The sequence below is a fragment of the Streptacidiphilus melanogenes genome (genome assembly GCF_000787835.1).
GTDB classification, from domain to species: domain Bacteria; phylum Actinomycetota; class Actinomycetes; order Streptomycetales; family Streptomycetaceae; genus Streptacidiphilus; species Streptacidiphilus melanogenes.
On record NZ_BBPP01000001.1, the window covers coordinates 21,237 to 40,820 of the forward strand.

Consider the following 19,584-nt stretch of genomic DNA (forward strand, 5'->3'; position numbering starts at 1 on the left):
TGCCCCACGCCCCGCAGGCGCAAACCCAGCGCCCTGTTCTCGTCGAAGTGTGCATGCCACGGGCGCCGCAAAACTACTATGGGTGGATCTTCACGGGCTAGTGCCGACGGCTCGGCGCGGCCGTCGGCCGAGGGCGGGAACAGCGCTTCCCGGAGGTCGGCTGCATCCCCAACGCCCGGCTGTGGAACGGGAACGGACGACTCGTGAACCGGTGATACGATCGCACCGATTTTGCGGAGCAGGTGGGTCCACCCCGCAGTTGCGGGGGTGCGGCACCTGGCCCTTCTGACTAGTCCCGTCAGCTTTTTGCTGGCCCGCCGGCTTAGGAGCCCCAGGCAGACATGGACGTTCGCTCTTCCGCCCCGGTGCCCCCGCCCGGCTGCCCGGCCCACTCCTTCGGCAGCCGTGTTCCGATCTACGGACCGGAGTTCACGGCCGACCCCGAGACCTACTACGCCTACCTCCGCCAGTACGGGCCCACCGCGCCGGTCGAGCTCGCCCCCGGTGTCGAGGCCACCCTGGTGACCGACTACCAGACCGCCCTGCGTCTGCTCCAGGACCCGGCGAACTTCCGTAAGGACTCGCGCCGTTGGCGTGCCCTCGCGGAGGGCCGACTGCCTGCGGACAGCCCCGTCGTCCCGACGCTGACCTACCGGCCCAACGCCCTGTTCAGCGACGGTGCCGAGCACCTTCGGCTGCGTCAGGCGATCACGGACGCCATGGCCCGCATCGACATGCACCGGCTCGCCCGGAGCACGGAGCAGGTCTCGAACTTCCTCATCTCCCAGTTCGGCCCGCGCGGTTCGGCGGACCTGCTCGGCGACTACGCCAAGCAGGCCTCGCTGATGGTCTTCAATGAGCTGTTCGGGTGCCCCGCCGAAATCGGGGACCGGGTCATGTTCGGCACCTTGGGCATGTTCGAAGGCGTCAACGCCGAACAGGCCGTCGGTGTGCTCTTCGGCGCCTGCGGTGAACTGGTGGCGCTGAAGCGCAGCCGGCCCGGCGACGACGTCACCTCCTGGCTGCTGCAGCACCACGCCAAGCTGACGGACGAGGAGATGGTCTACCAGCTCGCGCTGCTGCTGGCCTCCGGGTCCGAGCCGCTGCGCAACCTCATCGGGAACACCCTGCACCGGGTGCTCACCGACGACGGGTACGCCAACAAGGGCGGGCTGATCGACGAGGCGATCGACGACACGCTGTGGGAGAACCCGCCCATGGCGAACTTCGCGGCCCACTACTCCGCGACCGACCTGGAGTTCGCCGGGCAGCACTTCCCGGCCGGCGACCTGTTCCTGGTCAGCATCGGCGCCGCCAACACGAACCCGGCCCTCGCCATGGCGCGGCAGTCGGGCAGCCGGGCACACCTGTCCTGGAGTGCCGGACCCCACGCCTGCCCGTCCAAGGAGCCGGCCCGCCAGATCGCGGTCACCGCGATCGAGAACCTGTTGAACCAGCTCCCCGACGTCGTACTCGCCGTCCCCGAGCAGAGCCTGACGTGGCGTCCGGGGCCGTTCAGCCGAGGGCTGGCCTCCCTGCCGGCCCGGTTCACGCCCGTCGAGATCGCCCAGCACCGCACCGCCTCGGCGCATGCTCCGCAGCCGACCGGGCCGGTTGCTCCCCAGCCCGACGGCAAGGCCGACCGCGGAGGGCGCTGGAGCCAGTTCCTCAACTGGCTCAAGGGGTAGCAGGGCGATCGGCCGCGCTCCACCGGCCCTGCCGTCCGGCTGGTGGCAGCACCGCCCCGTGGCCGAACGTGACCGTGTACTGACTTTTAGTAGCATGTCCCGGGTGGAGACCGACGGGGACCTGAGCGGGACCTCGGGCGTGCGGGTGGTGGTCGTCGACGACCACCCGCTGTTCCGGGAAGGGCTGCGCGCCGCCTTGGAGAGCACGGACGACGTGCGGGTGGTCGCCGAGGCCGAGACGGTGGCGGCCGCACTGGAGGCGGTGGCGGCGCAGCAGCCCGACGTGGTCGTGATGGACCTGTCGCTGCCGGACGCCTCGGGGATCGAGGCCACCAAACGCCTGGGCCAACTGCACCCCTCTGTCCCGGTGCTGATGCTGACCACCTCGGACGACGACGGCAGCCTGCTCGGCTCGCTCCAGGCAGGGGCGCGCGGCTACCTGGTCAAGGGCGCGGGCCGCGACGAGGTGCTGCACGCGGTCCGGACGGTGGCACACGGCGGCGCGGTGTTCAGCGCGGACGTCGCCACGCGGATCTCAGCCCTGCTCACCGGCGGCGTCCGCCGCGAGGCGGAACAGCTCTTCCCGGCGCTGACCTCGCGCGAGGTGGAGGTGCTGGACCTGGTGGCCCGGGGCCTGGACAACCGCCGCATCGCCCGCGAGCTCTTCCTCGCGGAGAAGACGGTGCGCAATCACATCTCGCACATCTTCGACAAGTTGCACGTCGCCACCCGCACCGAGGCCGCCGCGCGCGCCCGCGACGCCGGGCTCGGCGAGCCGCCGCGTCCGGCGGGAGCCTCGGGCGCGCCCGGTACCGCGGGGTGACGGATGCAGGACTGCTGCCCCATGCGCCCGGGACGGACGGCGCGCCACGATGGACGCTCGCCACGGTGGACGGGGGAGGTCGCAAGAGGGGCCAGGGAGTGTGATGGCGGAGCTGAGCACGACGCCGCGCACCGCGTGGAGCGGCAGCCGACGGATGGGGGCCGCCTACGCGGCCTGCGGCGTCGCGCTCGGCGCGTGCTTCGTCTGGCTGGCCCTGGCCTACACGGGCCTGGGCGGCTCGCGGTTGGCCTCGGTGGACTTCGGCATCTTCGGTTCGCACATCCTCTTCATGCTGGCCTGCGCCCTCGCGGGCACGTTCAGCCTCGCCCACCCCTCGGGCGGAGCGGTCGGCCGACTGCTCCTGCTGACCAGTACGGGAGAGCTGGTCGGCCAGGCCATCGGCATCACGGCGGCGGCGCTGGGGTGCGGCGTCGCGGTGCGCACCGGCGTCGTGCTGGTGGGCTACGCCGGTGACTGCCTCTCCATCTTCCTCCTCTACAGCCTTCCGTTCTGGCTCCCCGACGGAAGGCTGCCCGGACGACGCTGGGGCCGGGCGCTCGTCGCCGGGCTCGCCGCGTGGACGGTCTGCGAGGTCTACCTCGACACCGGGACGCAGGACGACTGGTACGGGATGGCCAACCCGCTGGCCACCGGGGAACCCTGGGTCACCGTCAAGAGCGCGCTGTCGTCCGTCGTCGGCGCGGTGCTGGTCTACATGCCGGTCAGCCTCTCCGCCCTGGGCTTCCTGGTGATCGCCGTCCGGGCGTGGCGCTGGCGGGGGCGGCGGCGTCGCGGGTCGAGGCGCCGACCGGGCCGACCGTCGCTGCTGCCCGGCGCCCTGCTGCTGGTGGTGGTCCCGTTCCTGCTGCTGACCGTGGGGAGTTACGTGGACTACTTCTTCCCCCTGCCGAGCGCCGCGACCCTGGTGCTGTTCTACAGCCCGCTGGTGCTGCTGCCGTTGGGCCTGGTCTTCTTCTTCACCCGGGACCGCTCCGCGCACCTCGACCGGGCCACCCGCCGGGTGCTGGCCGTGCTCGTCACCCTCGCGGTCCTGGTGGTGGGGTACTTCGCGCTCGCGATCGGACTGTCCGACGTGCTGCCGGGCACCCGCACTCCCGGCGCCCTGGTGCTGGCCGTGGGATCGCTGGCGATCGGCCTGCTGCTGCGGGCCACCGGCGGCTGGGCGGTGCGCGTCGTCGACCGCTCGTACTACGGCGACCGGGCGCGGCCCTACCACGTGGTGCGGGAGCTGGCGGGACGGCTCAGCCGGACGGTCACGCCGGGGGAGGCGCCCCGGCTGCTGTGCGAGAGCGTCGTCACCACGCTGCGGTTCCCCGCCGCGCGGGTCCTGGTGCACACCAGCGGAGGGAGTCGGGAGACGGCGGCGCTGGGCGAGACGACGCCTGACCGCTCCTGGCACCGCTTCGAGCTCGTCTTCGAAGGCGAGGACGTGGGCGCGCTGGACGTCGCGGCGCGCACGGGCGAGCCGGAGCTGGACCAGCAGGACCACGACGTGCTGCGGCTGCTCGCCGACCAGGCCGCGCCCGCGATCGCCTCGCTGGGCCTGTACCAGGAGCTCCAGGCGAGCCGGGAGCGGATCGTGCTCGCCCGCGAGGAGGCGCGGCGGCGGCTCCGGCACGACCTGCACGACGGCCTCGCACCGGCGCTGTCCGGCCTGCGGCTCCAGGTCGACACGGCCCGCGCGGGCCTCGCCGGGGACGACCCGGCCGGCGGGCGGCTCGGCGGCGTCTCCGAGGGGATCGCGGACGCGATCACCGAGCTGCGCCGGATCACCGCCGGACTGACCCCGGCGGTGCTGGACCGGGACGGACTGGGGCCGAGTCTGCACGGGCTCGCGACCGGCCTCGGGGGCCGGAACCTGCTGATCGACGTCGAGCTGCGCCCGGACCCGCTGCCCGCGCTCCCGGCCGCCGTCGAGGTGGCGCTGTACCGCATCGCCTCCGAGGCCCTGCACAACGTGGTCCGGCACTCGGGTGCCCGCCGGGCGCGGCTCTGCCTGGGCGTCGCCGACGGCGTGGTGCTGCTGGAGGTCAGCGACGACGGCCGCGGCATGGATGCTCCGCCGCGCCAGGCCGGGGTCGGCGGCGTCCAGGCGGGCGGTGTTCCGGCCGGGGGTGCTCAGGCGGGCGGGGTCCACGCCCGCGGGGTCGGGCTGCGGTCGATGTGCGAGCGGGCGCAGGAGCTGGGCGGCACGCTGCGGGTGCAGGGCGGTTCGGACGGCGTCGAGGGGTGGGCGGGTGTGGCCGTCCGCGCCGAGATCCCGGTCCGCCCGGGTGGGTAGCAGCCGCGGCCAGGCCGCTCTCACTGGTTGTTGAAGGTGTGACGGCTTCACGTCCGGGTGCCCGACCGGGACCGGCCCGGGACTCTGGACTCATGTGCCCGGGACCCCCGGCGACGCACATTCGATAGCGGAAGCCGCGCCTGCCTCCCGAGCAGGGGCACGAACGACAGGAGCACACGATGACCGCGAACCCCACACCCACCCCTCGCGGCGGTCTCGCGACCGAGTGCAAGCACCCGGGTTGGTGCCAGCCGGAGGCGGAGCAGCCACCGGCGGCCGCGACGCCGACCGCACTGGAGGAGCAGTCCGCGCCGCAGGAGTCGCCTGCCGCGCACGACCCGGACACCTGCCTGCACCCCGGGCAGTGCCCGCCGATGCCGCACCCGCCGCAGGAGCCGGACGACTGAACCGGCAGGACGCCTCGTCAAGGAGCCTCGCCGGTGGATCCGCAGGGATCCACCGGCGAGGCTCTTCCTGCGCGAGCACCCGGGCGGCCTGCGTCACATGCCGCCCATGCCGCCACCGCCCATGCCGCCCATCCCGCCGACGTCCATGACGGCGCCGGGCATCACCGCGAACTCCCGCATCATCCCGGCGTCCTCGTGCTCCAGGATGTGGCAGTGGTACATGTACCGCCCGGACGCGCCGCGGAACTGGCCCGCCACCGTGACCATCGTGCCCGGCGGCACCCGCATCACGTCCTTCCAGCCCGTCAGGGACGGGTCGATCGGCAGCGAGTCCAGGTGGGCGACCGGGGCGCCGGGCGCGGTGCCGCCTTGAGCCTGGACGAACCTGGCGGTGTCGTAGCCGTCGAAGGACAGCGGCTGGAACCGGGTCAGGTGGATGTGGATCGGGTGCAGGATCCCGCTCAGGTTGAGGATCTTCCATACCTCCCACCCGTCCTGCCGGGCCCGCCAGTTGAGCTGGTCGTCGAAGTGGCGCGCGAGGCGCTGGTAGGTGGTGGTCACCCCGTCCTGGTCGGTGACCTGGATGATGCCGTCCCTGACCCCGCCGGTCGGCGCCTCCGAGGCCGGGACCTCGCCCAGCTCCCACAGCCCGAGCGTGCCGTCGGCGTCGGCGGCGAGCGCCAGCATCCGGTGCATGTGGTCGGGCGGGAGCCGGTCGTGGGTGAGGCGGTAGTACGAGGGGGAGAGCGTCTGCGGCAGCCGGAACGCGTCCGTCGGCGGGACGTCCGCGACGCGGAACTGCATCACGTCCGGTTCCGGCAGCCGGGCGGCGGGCAGGGGATCGCCGGGCTTCACCCCGGCCGGCAGCGGATCGCCGCGGAAGGGCGCCTGTGCGGAGTTGACCAGCCGCAGCGACCGGCCCCCGAAAGCGCCGAAGTCCACGAGCACGTCCGCCCGTTCGGCCGGGGCCAGGGTCAGCCCGGCGGCGGGCACCGGCAGCGGCGCGCCGAGCAGCCCGCTGTCGGTGCCGATCAGCCAGGCGGAGCCGGTGACCACCGTCCCGCCCTCGTCCAGCAGGTGCAACCGGTAGGTGCGCGAGTTGGACGCGTTCAGCACCCGGAACCGGTACCACCCCGGCCGCACCTCCAGATGCGGCCAGATCGTGCCGTTGACCAGCGTGTAGGGGCCGACGAACGGCAGCGTCCCGGTGGTCTTGTGCAGCAGCCGCCCGGTGAACCGCCCCGAAGCGTCGGTCTCCAGGTTGCGGTCGCAGACGATCAGCGGGACCTCGCGGTCGCCGCCCGGCAGCCCGAGGGCCTCCTCCTCGTCGTCGCGCAGCAGGTACATCCCGACCAGCCCGGCGAAGACGTTCAGCCGGGTGACGTTCATCGCGTGGTCGTGGTACCAGAGCGTCATCGCGGGCTGGTCGTTCGGGTACTCGGACAGCTGCGCGTCGCCGTGCAGGACGGCGTTCTCCATCCACCCGTCGTTGTTGCCCCCGGTCACCGCGCCGTGCAGGTGCGTCACCTGCCAGGCGGGCAATGCGGCCACGCCCTTGACGGGCTGGGCGAGCCCGATGCCGGGAGCGTTCATGGCGAGGGAGGGGTTGCCGGGCGCGTCCGCGAGGAAGGCGGACACGGCAGGGTAGGGCGTGGTTGTGCCGTTCTCCCAGGTCACCCGGACACGCTGGCTGCGGTGCAGGTCCAGGACCGGGCCGGGGAAGTGCCCGCCGTAGGTCCACAGCGGGGTCGGCGGCAGCTGCGAGTGCAGCTGCAGGCTCACGCCTTCGGTGCGGAGGGTGAACCGCGCGTGTGGCTCGGCGCGGTCCGCGCGCAGCCGCGGTGGGATCCGCAGCGGGTCGGCGAACTTGGTGAGAACGGTGGTGCTGGTGGGTGTCTCGACGGTGGTCATGACGCCTCCTCGGAACCGGCGACGGTGGTCGTCCGCGGCCGCAGCACAGTGGCGGCCTGGGGGAGCAGGGGCAGCGCGGCGAACGCCGCGCCGAGCAGGCACACGCCGGACCATCCGGCGCGGGCCCAGACGGCGGCGGACAGCGCGGAGCCCGTCGCGCCGCCGGCGAAGTAGCAGGTCATGTAGACGGTGGTCACCCGGCTGTGCGCGCCTGCGGGCAGCAGGGCGTAGATCTGCTGCTGGTTGGCGGTCTGCACCCCGCGCAGCCCCAGATCCAGCAGGACGGCTCCGACACCCAGCAGCACCAGGTTCCCGCGGCCGAGCGCGAGCGGCAGGAACGCCACGACCATCAGGGCGTTGAAACCGAAGCGCGCGGGGCGCACATGTCCGTGGTCGCACCACCGCCCGGCGGGCTGCGCGAGCAGCACGCCGGCGATGCCGGTCAGCCCGAACAGCCCGATGGCGGCCTCGCCGAGCCGGAACGGCGGCCCCGCGAGCAGGAACGCCGTGGGCGTCCAGAACGCGGAGAACGACGCGAACACGGCGAAGCCGCTCATGCAGCAGACGGCCAGTCGCACCATCCGCGGGCGCGGCGCGTGCTGTTGCGCAGCCGGCCGGCTCGCTCCCGCAGGTGGTCGCACCCTCCAGGGGCGCGGGGAACTGGGCGACAAACCGCCAGCCTTCGGTTGGGGGTGACCCCGTCCCTGCGACGCGGAACGCCGAACGAGCAGGGCCATCCTCCCCAGGGGGTTCTCGCGTCCCGCAGCGGAGCCCCAAGTCGGCAGAGCCCCGCGCCCCCGAGGAGGTGCAACCGGCTCGCGATGCAAGAGCGCTCGCACCAGCGTGGCGGCAGCCGCCAACAGGACTGCCGCCGCTGCGTACACCGCGCGCCAGCCCCAGAGCGCGGCGAGCTGGCCGGAGACCACGCGGGCGAGCAGGATGCCGGCCGTCAGGCCGCCCATCACCGTGCCCACGGCGCGCCCGCGCCGTTCGGGGCCCGCCGCCGAGGCCGTGCGGGCGACGAGGACCTGGGCCGCGCTGCCGGTGAGGCCCAGCAGGACGACCGCGACGGCCAGAACCGGCAGGGCCGACGCCGTCGCAGCCAGGGCCGCCACAGGGACGGCCAGCCAGAGCAGCGCCGTGGCCAGACGTTCGCGTGGAACTCGGTCGCCCAACGGGACGATGAGCAACAGGCCTGCCGCGTAGCCGAGCTGACCCGCAGACACCACGATCGCCGCGCTCGTGCGGTGAGCCCGAAAGCTCGCGGCGAGCGCCGGCAGCAGCGGCTGGGCGTAGTAGATCCCGGCCACGGCGACGCCGCAGGCGAACGCCGTCACCACCAGCTCCCCGCGCCGCAGGGGCGTGTTCACCGGGGTTCCACGTCCGGAGGGCGGCGTGCGGCCAGCCACCGGCCGTCCGCTGCACCGAACGCGGCGTCCGCGTCGGCGCTGTCGTCCGGCAGCCGGTAGACGGTCTCGCCGCGTCGGACGGTGTGCCGCACGCGGCCGGTCATCGTCCAGCCCTCGTACGCGGACCAGCCGCATTTGGAGCGGATCGCGCCCGGGTCGAGCATCCACCGCTCGTCCGCGTCGAACAGCACGAAGTCCGCGTCGAGTCCGACCCGCAGGCGGCCCTTGCGCTCGTCGAGCCCGAACAGTTCGGCCGGGCGTTCGGCGAGCATGCGTACCAGGCTGGAGAGTTGGGCGTCCGGCGCATCGTGCGGCGCGCGCCGGCGCAGGCCGGTGTGCACGGCCGGGAGCATCTCCTGCACGCCCGGCAGGCCGGGCGGGGCCTCCGCAGGGACGCGGAGCTTCTCGGCCCGCGTGTGCGGGGCGTGGTCGCTGCCGAGCGTCGCGGCGTGACCGCCCAGGACGGCCTGCCAGAGTCGGTCCTGGTCCGCTGCCTGCCGCAGCGCGGGGCTGAGCCGCGCCCGCGCGCCGACCCGGCACGTTTCCGTTGCCGTGAAGGACAGATGATGCGGCGTCACCTCGAAGGTCACCGGAAGGCCCGCGTGGGCGGCGGCCGTCAGCAGGTCGGCCTCCTCGGCGGTGGAGGCGTGCAGCACGTGCACGGAGGTGCCGTGGCGGCGAACCAGCTCCACCACCCGTGCCACCGCGACGATCGCGCCGCTGCGCGGACGGTGCCGCTCGTACTCGGCGTAGCCGGACGGCTCACCGCGCCACTCGTCCAGCAGTCCGAACACGCCCTCGTCCTCGGCGTGCAGCAGCAGGCGCAGCCCGGACTCGGCGGCGGTGCGGAAGATCTTCTCCAGCTGCACCGGGTCCCGCACGACGTGGGGGGCCGTGTGGTGTCCGGCGAGGAAGACCTTGACGCTGGTCGCCTCGCGCGGGCCCACCTCGCGCAGCGGGGAGGGGTCCTCGCCCGCGACGCCGAGGTGGAGGCGGTAGTCCACCAGCGAGGTGCCGTCGATCAGTTCGGCCTTGCGATGGGCCTCCTCGCCGGTGCGCAGAGGCGGGACCGTGTTGGGCATGTCGATCACCGTGGTGATCCCGCCCGCGACGGCGGCCCGGCTTGCGTGCGCCCAGTCCTCCTTGTGCGTCAACCCCGGGGTGCGGAAGTGCACATGGGAGTCGATCAGGCCGGGGAGCAGATGGCGGCCGCCGCCGTCGAGGGTCCGCCGCGCGGGCGGACGCTCGTCCGGCCCCAGCAGTGCGGCGATCCGGCCGCCCGACACGGCCAGCCCGCCCGTCACCACCCCCTCCCCGCTCACCAGTCGCACGCCGGTGACGACCAGGTCGTAGGGCTTCTCGCCCGTCGGTTCGTTCGTCGTCTCACTCATCGCCGACCCCCATCGCGACCGCGCCCAGCGCCCGCGTCTCCTTGCCGCCGACGCTCACCCACAGCAGCTCGTCGTCCTGCGTGTCGCCGGTCACGGCGTAGGAGGCCACGACCTGGCGTGCGGGGGTGTCGATGACGAGCCTTCCGGGGGCGGCCGACTCCCCGGCCAGCAGACGGTTCGGGATCGTGCCGCGCAGGGCCGAGGCCGCCGCGAGGCAGACCGCGCCCGTCAGCGCCAGCTCGGGATGCCAGCCGCCGACGGTCAGCGCGCGGACGGCCAGGTGACCGGGGGCGACCGGGACCACGGCCGCGACCTTCGGGAACGCTCCGTCCAACGGCCAGCCCAGCCGGGCGGCCTGCCGTCGGCGCATCCGCTCCAGCGTCGCGTACAACTCGGGCTGCTCGCCCCGGAACAGGGTCTCCCGGTCGCGCACGCCCAGCCGCGCGCCGTCGACGAACAGGTAGGGGTTGGCCATCCGCACCACCCGGCCGCCGTCGCGCAGCAGCGTGCCGAGCCGGGTGCCGGGCGGGACGATGAAGTGCGCGGTGAAGACGGTGTGCCGGGGCGAGGCGTGGTCGACCTGGCAGACCACCTGGTCGCCGTTGTTGAGCACCCGGGCGCGGATCCGGTCCCCGGCGCGCAGCGCGGGCAGCCGACCGGCCTGGGCCGCGGCGGTGACGGCGGCGAGCAGGGAGTGGCCGCAGTTGCCGTTCAGATCGAAGTGGTCCGGCGCGTCCGGCATCGCCTGGACGAAGCGGTAGTCCACGTCGAACAGGGGGTGCGTGGAGGGCGCGATCAGCGCCCACTTGAGCACCTCGCCCTTGCCGCCCTTGCCGCCGGTGCCCGGCAGGTCCGGCAGGTCCGGCAGACGGCGGCGGATGCGGGTCAGCGCGGTCACCAGGCCCTCGCGGTCGCGGGGGAGGGCGTCGGCGTCCAGGACCAGGGTCGGACCCGGGGCGCCGATCGCCCGGGCGAGGGCGGCGAAGCCCAGGTCAGCGGTGGGAGCGGTCAGGGTCGTGGCGGTCATGACGCCACCTCCAGCAGTTCTCGTTCCTCGGCCGGGCGGGAGGCGGCGCGGCGCACCGCGAACTCCTCGCGCCACAGCTCGAACATCAGCAGCGACCAGGTCGCCAGGGCCAGGCAGTCGGCCGGCCGGGTCTGCTGAGCGCGCAGCAGCCGCTCGACGGCCGTCGGGTCCAGCTGTCCACCGGTGTGCAGCCGGGCGGGGGAGAGCACCTCGCGCGTGTACGCCCACAGCGGCGTCCCCGGCGCGAGCATCGCCGTGATCGGCAGGGTGAAGGGCTGCTTGGGCCGCTCCAGCACGCTGCGCGGCAGCAGCCCGCGCGCGGCCGCGTACAGGGCGACCTTGCCGCGTCCGCCCTCCGGCGACAGCCGGTGGTGCTGCGGCAGGGCGCGGGCGAGCTCGCGCACCGACCGCTGGCAGAACGGCAGTCGGACCTCGACGGCGTGCGCCATGCTCAGGTGGTCCACGCGCCGCAGGTGGTAGGCGGGCAGCCGGACCTCGGTCTCGAAGTCGGTGAGGACGTCGAGCCGTGACCGGTGCGCGGCCTCCTGCCGCAGCCGCTCCGTGATCGCGTCCGAGGCGCTGCCCCGGTCGGCGACGAACGCCCGGTAGTCGGCGCTGTAGAGGCGCGTCCGGGCCTCGGCCGGGATCGCCGCGAGCGCGTCCACGTACTCGGGCAGCCAGGTGCCGTGCGTGGTGACGGCGGCGTGGATCCGGGCGTACCCGGCGAACACCTCGTCCGCCGCGTCGCCGGTCAGCGCCACCTTGAACCCGGCCTGGTGCACGGCCTCGAACAGGCCGTAGGTGCTGAGCGTGATCGGGTCCGCGTTGGGCTGGCCCAGGTGCCAGGCCACGGCCGGCAGCAGCTCCGGGAAGCGGGCCGCGTCCAGCTCGACCTGGTGGTGCACGGTTCCGGCCCGCTGCGCCACCTCGCGGGCGAAGTGCCGCTCGTCGTGCGGCCAATCACCGCGGTAGGCGATGTTGAACGAGTGCACGTCCTGCACCGGCGCGCCGTCCGCCATCAGCGCGGTGACCAGGCTGGAGTCCAGGCCGCCGCTGGTGATCGCGCACACCCTCGCGTCCGCGACCGTCAGCCGCCGCACCTCCTCGGCCAGCGCCTCCCGCACCTGCTCGCCCGGCTCCCCTCCGGTGACGGCCGGGGGCTCCGGCGCGGGGCGGCGGTACAGCCGCAGTCCGCGCGAGCGCGAGCAGACGGCGGTGGTGCCGGGCGGCAGCACCTGCACGCCCTCGACCAGGGTGTGCTCGCCGAACGGCGTCTTGGTCGCCAGGTAGCTGTCCAGCCCCGGCTCCCACAGCGTCGGCCGCTCCCGCCCCATGGCGAGCAGCGCGGGCAGCTCGGAGGCGAAGTGCAGCCTGCGACCGTCCCAGCGGTAGTAGATCGGCTTCATCCCGGCGTCGTCGGTTGCCAGGACGAGCATCGGCTCGGCGCGCAGGTCGACCAGCGCGACGGCGAACATGCCGTCGAGCCGCTGGGCGAACGCCGTCCCGTGCTCCTGGTAGAGCGCGGGCAGCACCGCGCCGTCGCAGCGGTCCGCGAACCGGTGGCCGCGCGACCGGAGCTGCGTGCGCAGCTCGCCGTGGTTGTAGATCTCGCCGTTGAAGACGACCCTGACGCGTCCGGCGTCGCCCTCGTAGGGCTGCCGCCCGCCGGCCGGGTCGGTGATCGCGAGCCGGTTGCTGCCCAGCGCCCACCCGGCCCCGTGGGCGAGCCGGGCCTCGTCGGGCCCGCCGTGCCGTTGGAGCGCCCCGGCCGCGCGCATGTCGTGCGGTGAGAGATCGGCGTCGAAGTGGCCGTGGATTCTGCACATGATCGCTCGTGCCTTCTGCTCGGGGTCTCGATGCCTCCACGTTCGGCGGCCCGCTGTCCCGCCCGCCTGAGCCCGCTGTCCCGCCCCAGGCCCTCCCCGGTCCCACGCCCCGACCCCGACTCGACCCGACCCCGCCCCGTCCCGGCCGGACCGGAGTGCGGGCGGGTGGTGCGCGGGCGGCCTGGGCTGTGCCACCATGTGCCGCGTGGTCGAGGTTGACATTTTGTTGAAGCAGGCTCGTCCGGGGGGCACGGGATGAGCCGACCGTTGGCGCGGCGGCTGGGTGCGGAGTTCGTCGGGACGCTCGCGCTCGTGGCCGTGGTGGTGGGCTCCGGCATCCAGGCGCAGCGGCTCACGCCGGACGTCGGAGAGCAACTGCTGGCGAACGCGCTGGTCAGCGCGCTTGGGCTGGGAGTGCTGATCGCGCTGCTCGGGCCGGTGTCCGGGGCGCACCTGAACCCCGTCGTCACGCTGACGGCGTGGTGGACGAGGCGTCACGACGGCGCTCGGCCCCGGTTCGGGGAGGTCGCCGGGTACGTGGTCGCCCAGGTCGCCGGGGCGATCGGCGGCGCGCTGCTCGCGGACGGGATGTTCGGCGGACCGGTGCTTCGGTTGTCGCGGCAGGGCCACGACGGCGTCCACCTCTGGCTCGGTGAGGTCGTCGCCACCGCCGGGCTGGTGCTGCTGGTCGTCGGGTTGGGTCGGATCGGGCGGGAGGCGTACGCGCCCGTGATCGTCGCCGCCTACATCGGCGCGGCGATCTGGTTCACCTCCTCGGGCAGCTTCGCCAATCCGGCCGCGACGGTCGGACGTGCCTTCACCGACAGCTTCACCGGCATCGCGCCACGCTCCGTGCCGGCCTTCGTTCTCGCGCAACTCCTCGGCGCGGTGGTCGGCCTGGCGCTGACGGCTGTGCTGTTCGACGGCGCGGGCGACGGCGGGGGCGGCGGCGCAGCCGACCTCGGAGTCGAGGGCGGGAGAGGACGAAGCCGCGTCGGCATCGATGCCGGGCCGTGCTGTCCGGGGCCGCGTCCGGCTGCGGACAGTCAGGCGGTGCGAACCGCGACCGTCACCCGGGCCCCCTCCGCGCCCTCGCCATCTGCTGCATGGTCGTGAGCCGTTGGCTCATCACGGCCCTGACGCACCGTGACGGCGCGTTGGCTGCGCCCGAGCTGCTGGCCGCCCTCCCGCGGACACAGTGGCTGACGCTGCTCTTCCCGACCATGCCGCTGTTCTTCCTCGCGGCTGCTGCGCCGCGGCCGGGTCCTGGACGCGGGCGCAGGGACGCGCGCGGCCGTGGATCCGGCAGCGGACGATCCGGTTGCTGCTGCCGACGGCCGTCCACACCGGCTTTCGCGCTCGTCGGTGTGGCCGGAAAGCGGGTGGGCGACCACGCCGCCTACGGCAGGCCCACTCGGTCGGCCAGCAGCTGCAGGGCCTCGGCCAGCGCCGCCCGCTGGGCGTCGGTCAGCTCGGCGGCGAGATCGGCGTCAAGCTCGCGGCTCGCGACCTCGCAACGGTCGAGGAGGCGGCGTCCGTCGTCGGTCAGTGTCAGCACCTGACGGCGGCGGTCCTGCGGGTCCCGGACCCGCTGCACGGCGTTCAACTGCTCCAGGTGGTCGGCGAGCGAGACGACCAGGCTCGGGGCGACGCCCATCCGCGCGGCCAGTTCCTGCTGGGACGCCGCCGCGCCCGCGCCGAGTGCGACCAGCAACCCGACGTGCTTGGGCTTGAGGCCGAGGTCGAACGTCTCCAGTGCTCGGGTGAACCGGTCGGTGGCCACGGTCCCCAGGGTGCCGAGCTTGAAGACCAGGGTCGTGCTGAGGCCGGGGAGCCGTCGGGGCGTCGTGTCGATGCCATCGCTCATGCAGGGAACGATACTCCGGCAATATCGTTCAAGGTTCAAACGAAGCGCTGCTCATAAATGAGAGCACTGCTCTTGACTGTGACTGTCGCTCTCGCGCACACTGTTCTCAAGCGAGAGCGGTGCTCTCGAAAGGGTTCCCCTCAATGAGGAGCGCGTCATGATCCCCAAGCCGCTGCACCATGCCAACGAGCTGCTCGCGTTCCTCCTCGAACTCGTCGCCCTCGGCGGCCTCGCCTGGTGGGGATTCCGCACCGGCCACAACGTCGCCGTCCACGTGCTCCTGGGTGTCGGTGCGCCGCTGGCCATGGCCGTCCTCTGGGGCCTGTTCGCCGCGCCCCGCGCCCGCCACCCGCTGCCGGTCCCGGCGCTGCTCGTCTTCAAGCTGGTGGTCTTCGGCCTGGCCGCCGCCGCGCTGTACGCGGCCGGCGCCCACACCTTCGGCGTCGTCTTCGCCGTCGTCGCGGTGGCCAACACCGTGCTGGCCACCGCCGACCGCGAGTCGCTCGCCCGCCGAACCCACTGAGGACCGTCGGGGCCCCGGCCGTCCTCGGGCCGGCCGCCTCAGTCGCGCGGGAAGTCCTCCTCCCAGAACTCCAGCTTCCCGCGTACGGGCGTCTCGCCACCGCCCGTCAGCCCGCTGCCGCCGTGCAACTCCTGTTCCCGGCCCCGCAGTTCCACGCGCCGGATCTTGCCGGAGACGGTCTTCGGAAGCTCCGCGAACTCCAGCCGCCGCACCCGCTTGTACGGCGCCAGCCGGCCCCGCGCGAACTCCAGGACCGACCGCGCCGTCTCCGCGTCGGGCGAGGCACCGGGCACCAGCACCACATAGGCCTTCGGTACCGACAGGCGGACCGGGTCCGGCGAGGGGACCACGGCCGCCTCCGCCACCTGCGGGTGCTCGATCAGGACGCTCTCCAGCTCGAACGGCGAGATCCGGTAGTCCGAGGACTTGAAGACGTCGTCGGTGCGCCCGACGTAGGTCAGGTAGCCGTCGGCGTCGCGGAACGCCACGTCCCCGGTGTGGTAGAAACCGCCCGCCGTCGCCTCGGCCTGGCGCTCCGGGTCCTGCTGGTAGCCCGTCATCAGGCCCAGGGGGGCGGTGCCCAGCGGCAGGCAGAGCTCCCCCTCCGCGCCGGGCTCGGTGACCACCTCGCCGCTCACGGCGTCGACCAGCGCGACCTCGTAGCCCGGCAGCGGCACGCCCATCGAGCCCGGCTTGACCACGAGGCCAGGCGGGTTGCCGACCTGGGCGGTGGTCTCGGTCTGCCCGAAGCCGTCGCGCAGCGTCACGCCCCAGGCGGTCTGCACCCGCTGGATGATCTCCGGGTTCAACGGCTCTCCCGCGCCCACGAGTTCACGCAGCGGGGGACGCCACTGGGTCAGGTCCTCCAGCACCAGCATCCGCCACACCGTCGGCGGCGCGCAGAAGGAGGTGACCCGGTGCCGCACCATGGCGTCCAGCAGCGGACGTGCGGCGAAGCGCGGCTGATTGACGATCAGGATCTCCGCCCCGGCGTTCCACGGCGCGAAGAAGTTGCTCCACGCGTGCTTGGCCCACCCGGGAGAGGAGACGTTCAGGTGCACGTCGCCCGGCCGCAGGCCGATCCAGTACATCGTCGACAGGTGGCCTACGGGGTAGGAGCGGTGGGTGTGCTCCACGAGCTTGGGGCGGCTGGTGGTGCCGGAGGTGAAGTAGAGCAGCATCGGGTCGTCGGCGCGGGTCGGCCCGTCGGGGACGAACCCCTCGGGGGCGGAGGCGGACTGCGCGTAGGGGAGCCACCCGGGAACCGGCTCGCCCACGGCGATCCTCGTCCACTCCCCGCCGATGTCGGCGAATCCGCCGGTCAGGCCGGACTCGGCGATCACGTGGCGCACGGCGCCGCGGGTCACCCGGTCGGCGAGGTCCTCGGGGGAGAGCAGGGTGCTGGCGGGGATGACGACTGCGCCGAGCTTGATCGCGGCCAGCATCACCTCCCACAGCGCGACCTGGTTGCCGAGCAGCAGGAGCACCCGGTCGCCGCGGGTCACGCCGAGGCCGCGCAGCCAGTTCGCGACCTGGCCCGAGCGGGCGCTCAGCGCGGCGAAGCTCAGTGCGGTCTCGGTCCGGACCTGGCCGTCGGCGGTGAGGTCGACGACGCGAAGGGCGATGTCGTCGTTGCCGTGCGCCTCGGGGTCGAACCAGTCCAGGGCCCAGTTGAAGTGGTCGCCCTGCGGGCGCGGGAGCCGCCGGGCGGCCTCGATGTCGCCGCGGTGCCGCAGCAGATGGTCGCGTGCGGCGCGGAATTCGGCTGTCGCCTCCCTCGGCGGCGTGCTGTCCGGTGCCATCGCGATCTCCTCCCGCGGGGGCGCACAGCGGCGTGCGCCGAACGGATCACACCGTTTCAGCCACCCAGGAGCGGGTCAAGGAGGCCCAGCGGTCGGGCGGGCCCGGTCCGAGGGGCGCGAGTCGGCGCGGCTCCAGGCCGACTCGCGCCGCTGAGGCGGTGCGTCGGGCGCCCGTGACGGTTCAGGCGGCGGGCAGCTCGTCCAGGCCCTCGCCGACCAGCTTTGCCAGGCGGTCGAGCGCGGCGTCCGCGCCGTCCGCGTCGGAGGCGAGGACGACCTCCTCGCCGCCCTGGGCGCCGAGGCCCAGCAGGGCGAGCATGGACGCGGCGTTGACGGGGGCGCCGCCGTTCTTGGAGATCGTCACGGGCACGCCCACCGCGCCGGCGGCGCGGACGAAGATGGAGGCGGGACGGGCGTGCAGGCCCTCGGGCCAGCCGATGGTGACGCGGCGCTCAGCCATGGTGCGTGCCTTTCGCGTGGTGCGTGGTGCATGGTGCGGGTGACTCGATGATGCGGACAACTCAGGATATTCGTAGCATTCGGCTCCGCTCCGGACCCTGCAGCTCCCATGTTGTCTAGACCATTCTGCCACGGCTCCGCGCACACCGGGCGCGGCCCCCTCCACGACGCCTTCTGCGTCGCACGCTACCCACGCCGGTTCCGCGGTTAACCTGAGCGAGTGAGCGAGACCTACCCGGCCCACTGGGAGGCCGACATCGTGCTGCGAGACGGCGGCACGGCCCGGATCCGCCCGATCGTCCCCGACGACGCGGACCGTCTCGTCGCCTTCTACCAGCGCGTCTCCGACCAGTCGAAGTACTACCGCTTCTTCGCTCCGTACCCGCGGCTGTCCGCCAAGGACATCCGGCACTTCACCCACCACGACTTCGTCGACCGGGTGGGCCTGGCCGCGCTGGTCAACGACCAGTTCATCGCGACCGTCCGCTACGACCGGATCGACGCCACCGGCCGCCCCTCCGGCTCCGGCACCGAGGCCGAGGTCGCCTTCCTCGTGCAGGACGCCCACCAGGGGCGGGGTGTGGCCTCCGCGCTGCTGGAGCACATCGCCGCGACCGCGCGCGAGCGCGGCATCCGCCGCTTCGTGGCCGAGGTGCTGCCCGAGAACCGCAAGATGGCCAAGGTCTTCACCGAGGCCGGCTACACCCAGCAGCGCAGCTTCGCCGACGGGGTGCTGCACTTCGAGTTCGACCTCGCGCCGACCGAGGAGTCCCTCGCGGTCATGCGTGCCCGCGAGCACCGCGCCGAGGCGCGTTCGATGCAGCGGCTGCTCGCGCCGCGCTCCGTCGCGGTGATCGGCGCGGGACGCAACCCCGTCGGCGTCGGCCGCACCGTGCTGCGCAACCTCCTCTCCGGCGGGTTCACCGGCCCCCTCTACGCGATCAACCCGGCGGCCGCGGATCCCGCGGCGGGCCTCACCGAACTGGACGGCGTGCCGGTCCACGCCTCCATCGCCGACGTGGTGGACCCGGTCGACCTCGCCGTGATCGCCGTCCCCGCCGAGCAGGTGCCCGACGTGGTGGCCGACTGCGGCGCGGCGGGCGTGCACGGGCTCGTCGTGATCACCGCCGGCTACGCGGAAACCGGTCTCGACGGTCGTGCCCGCCAGCGCGAACTGGTCCGGCAGGCGCGTGCGGCGGGCATGCGCGTGCTCGGGCCCAACGCCTTCGGCCTGATCAACACCGATCCGGCGGTCCGGCTCGACGCCTCCCTCTCGCCACAGCTGCCCCGGCGCGGACCGCTCGGGATCTTCACGCAGTCGGGCGCGATCGGCGCGGCGCTGCTCGAGGCCGCGTACCGGCGCGGCCTCGGCATCTCGGCCTTCGCCTCGGTGGGCAACCGCGCGGACGTCTCCGGCAACGACCTGCTGCAGTTCTTCGAGGAGGACGAGGCCACCGGCGTCGCGCTGCTCTACCTGGAGTCCTTCGGCAACCCGCGCAAGTTCAGCCGCCTGGCGCGGCGGGTGGCCGCGCGCAAGCCGCTGGTGGTGGTGAAGGGCGGCCGCGACACCCGCAGCATCCCCGCCGGACACGCGGCGGCGATCACGCGGATCGCCGACTCGACGGTCGACACGCTCTTCGAGCAGGCCGGCGTGATCCGCGTCGACACCATCACCGAGCTGTACGACGCCGCCGACCTGCTCGCCCACCAGCCGCTCCCGTCGGGCCCGCGCATCGCGATCGTCGGCAACTCCGACTCCCTCGGCCTGCTCACCCACGACGTTGCGCTGGGCTCCGGCCTCCAGCCCTTGCTGCCGCACGACCTCACCACCAGCGCGACCCCGGACGACTTCCGCAACGGGCTGCGGGCCGCGATCGACCGCCCGGACAGCGACGCGGTGGTCGCCGTCGTCATCCCGCCGATCGGCGCGGGCGGCTTCCCCATCTTTCCCGGCTCCGGCCTCATCAGCCGCACCACCCCACCCCCGCCGACGGCAACCCCACCCCTCGACCTGGCCCCGCTCGCGGCCGCCCTCCGCGACAGCGCCCACCGCGCCCGCCGAGCGGGCAAGCCGCTGATCATCGTCCACCTGGCCATGCCCGACCTGGTGGACCAGGTCATCGTCCCCGCCCCCGCAGCAGTGGCGGAC

Annotated in this window: 15 protein-coding genes; 7 read left to right on the forward strand and 8 right to left on the reverse strand. The window is 73.6% G+C overall.

What is annotated here, in order from left to right; all coding sequences use genetic code 11:
• Positions 1-341: 341 nt before the first annotated feature.
• The 4 genes from TR49_RS00095 to TR49_RS00110 all read left to right on the forward strand — a co-directional run bounded on the left by TR49_RS00095 (position 342) and on the right by TR49_RS00110 (position 5,220).
• Complete coding sequence (locus tag TR49_RS00095) at positions 342-1,688, forward strand: cytochrome P450 (protein ID WP_042375826.1); 1,347 nt, start codon at positions 342-344, stop codon at positions 1,686-1,688.
• A 103-nt stretch (positions 1,689-1,791) separates the two neighbouring features.
• Positions 1,792-2,511, forward strand: a complete 720-nt coding sequence (locus TR49_RS00100) for a response regulator transcription factor (protein WP_236653147.1) — start codon at positions 1,792-1,794, stop codon at positions 2,509-2,511.
• Between the two features lie 103 nt (positions 2,512-2,614).
• Entirely contained in the window at positions 2,615-4,813 is a 2,199-nt protein-coding gene (locus tag TR49_RS00105; RefSeq protein ID WP_042376232.1) for a sensor histidine kinase, read from the forward strand.
• A gap of 179 nt (positions 4,814-4,992) precedes the next feature.
• A complete protein-coding gene (locus TR49_RS00110; RefSeq protein WP_042375828.1) occupies positions 4,993-5,220 on the forward strand; it encodes a hypothetical protein in 228 nt (75 codons plus the stop codon).
• Between the two features lie 93 nt (positions 5,221-5,313).
• On the opposite strand, the gene TR49_RS00115 is transcribed toward TR49_RS00110, so the two are convergent.
• Genes TR49_RS00115 through asnB form a run of 5 tightly spaced genes read right to left on the reverse strand, consistent with a single transcriptional unit; the run spans position 5,314 to position 12,784 of the window.
• Complete coding sequence (locus tag TR49_RS00115) at positions 5,314-7,131, reverse strand: multicopper oxidase family protein (RefSeq protein WP_042375830.1); 1,818 nt, start codon at positions 7,129-7,131, stop codon at positions 5,314-5,316.
• Positions 7,128-8,501 carry an MFS transporter gene (locus tag TR49_RS00120; RefSeq protein WP_052433804.1) on the reverse strand — a complete coding sequence of 458 codons (1,374 nt, stop codon included), beginning with the start codon at positions 8,499-8,501 and terminating at the stop codon, positions 7,128-7,130. The genes TR49_RS00115 and TR49_RS00120 overlap by 4 nt, the downstream gene beginning before the upstream one ends.
• Complete coding sequence (locus TR49_RS00125) at positions 8,498-9,931, reverse strand: dihydroorotase (RefSeq protein WP_042375833.1); 1,434 nt, start codon at positions 9,929-9,931, stop codon at positions 8,498-8,500. Before TR49_RS00125 ends, TR49_RS00120 begins: the two co-directional genes overlap by 4 nt.
• Complete coding sequence (locus TR49_RS00130) at positions 9,924-10,958, reverse strand: PrpF domain-containing protein (protein WP_042375835.1); 1,035 nt, start codon at positions 10,956-10,958, stop codon at positions 9,924-9,926. Before TR49_RS00130 ends, TR49_RS00125 begins: the two co-directional genes overlap by 8 nt.
• A complete protein-coding gene (asnB, locus tag TR49_RS00135) occupies positions 10,955-12,784 on the reverse strand; it encodes an asparagine synthase (glutamine-hydrolyzing) (RefSeq protein ID WP_042375836.1) in 1,830 nt (609 codons plus the stop codon). Before asnB ends, TR49_RS00130 begins: the two co-directional genes overlap by 4 nt.
• Positions 12,785-13,039: 255 nt before the next feature.
• Between asnB and TR49_RS00140 the strand changes: the two genes are divergently transcribed.
• Complete coding sequence (locus tag TR49_RS00140) at positions 13,040-13,900, forward strand: aquaporin (protein WP_084724416.1); 861 nt, start codon at positions 13,040-13,042, stop codon at positions 13,898-13,900.
• Positions 13,901-14,183: 283 nt separating this feature from the next.
• Here the strand turns inward: TR49_RS00140 and TR49_RS00145 are convergent, their stop codons facing one another.
• Complete coding sequence (locus TR49_RS00145) at positions 14,184-14,651, reverse strand: MarR family winged helix-turn-helix transcriptional regulator (RefSeq protein WP_042375838.1); 468 nt, start codon at positions 14,649-14,651, stop codon at positions 14,184-14,186.
• A 157-nt stretch (positions 14,652-14,808) separates the two neighbouring features.
• Between TR49_RS00145 and TR49_RS00150 the strand changes: the two genes are divergently transcribed.
• Complete coding sequence (locus TR49_RS00150; RefSeq protein ID WP_042375839.1) at positions 14,809-15,174, forward strand: YrdB family protein; 366 nt, start codon at positions 14,809-14,811, stop codon at positions 15,172-15,174.
• A 38-nt stretch (positions 15,175-15,212) separates the two neighbouring features.
• Here TR49_RS00150 and TR49_RS00155 read toward each other — a convergent pair whose 3' ends face one another.
• Complete coding sequence (locus TR49_RS00155; RefSeq protein WP_042375840.1) at positions 15,213-16,976, reverse strand: AMP-binding protein; 1,764 nt, start codon at positions 16,974-16,976, stop codon at positions 15,213-15,215.
• A gap of 181 nt (positions 16,977-17,157) precedes the next feature.
• On the reverse strand, positions 17,158-17,436 hold the full coding sequence (locus TR49_RS00160; RefSeq protein WP_042375841.1) for an HPr family phosphocarrier protein: 279 nt from the start codon (positions 17,434-17,436) through the stop codon (positions 17,158-17,160).
• A 219-nt stretch (positions 17,437-17,655) separates the two neighbouring features.
• On the opposite strand from TR49_RS00160, the gene TR49_RS00165 reads away from it, so the two are divergent.
• On the forward strand, positions 17,656-19,584 hold a 1,929-nt coding region (locus tag TR49_RS00165; protein ID WP_052433805.1), incomplete at its 3' end, for a GNAT family N-acetyltransferase.

Bases quoted from the DNA above. Each gene is read 5' to 3' on its own strand.
- TR49_RS00095 (WP_042375826.1), top strand. From the start codon at position 342: ATGGACGTTCGCTCTTCCGCCCCGGTGCCCCCGCCCGGCTGCCCGGCC.
- TR49_RS00130 (WP_042375835.1), bottom strand. From the start codon at position 10,958: ATGACCGCCACGACCCTGACCGCTCCCACCGCTGACCTGGGCTTCGCC.
- asnB (WP_042375836.1), bottom strand. From the start codon at position 12,784: ATGTGCAGAATCCACGGCCACTTCGACGCCGATCTCTCACCGCACGAC.
- TR49_RS00110 (WP_042375828.1), top strand. From the start codon at position 4,993: ATGACCGCGAACCCCACACCCACCCCTCGCGGCGGTCTCGCGACCGAG.
- TR49_RS00115 (WP_042375830.1), bottom strand. From the start codon at position 7,131: ATGACCACCGTCGAGACACCCACCAGCACCACCGTTCTCACCAAGTTC.
- TR49_RS00105 (WP_042376232.1), top strand. From the start codon at position 2,615: ATGGCGGAGCTGAGCACGACGCCGCGCACCGCGTGGAGCGGCAGCCGA.
- TR49_RS00140 (WP_084724416.1), top strand. From the start codon at position 13,040: ATGAGCCGACCGTTGGCGCGGCGGCTGGGTGCGGAGTTCGTCGGGACG.
- TR49_RS00125 (WP_042375833.1), bottom strand. From the start codon at position 9,931: ATGAGTGAGACGACGAACGAACCGACGGGCGAGAAGCCCTACGACCTG.
- TR49_RS00145 (WP_042375838.1), bottom strand. From the start codon at position 14,651: ATGAGCGATGGCATCGACACGACGCCCCGACGGCTCCCCGGCCTCAGC.
- TR49_RS00155 (WP_042375840.1), bottom strand. From the start codon at position 16,976: ATGGCACCGGACAGCACGCCGCCGAGGGAGGCGACAGCCGAATTCCGC.
- TR49_RS00150 (WP_042375839.1), top strand. From the start codon at position 14,809: ATGATCCCCAAGCCGCTGCACCATGCCAACGAGCTGCTCGCGTTCCTC.
- TR49_RS00160 (WP_042375841.1), bottom strand. From the start codon at position 17,436: ATGGCTGAGCGCCGCGTCACCATCGGCTGGCCCGAGGGCCTGCACGCC.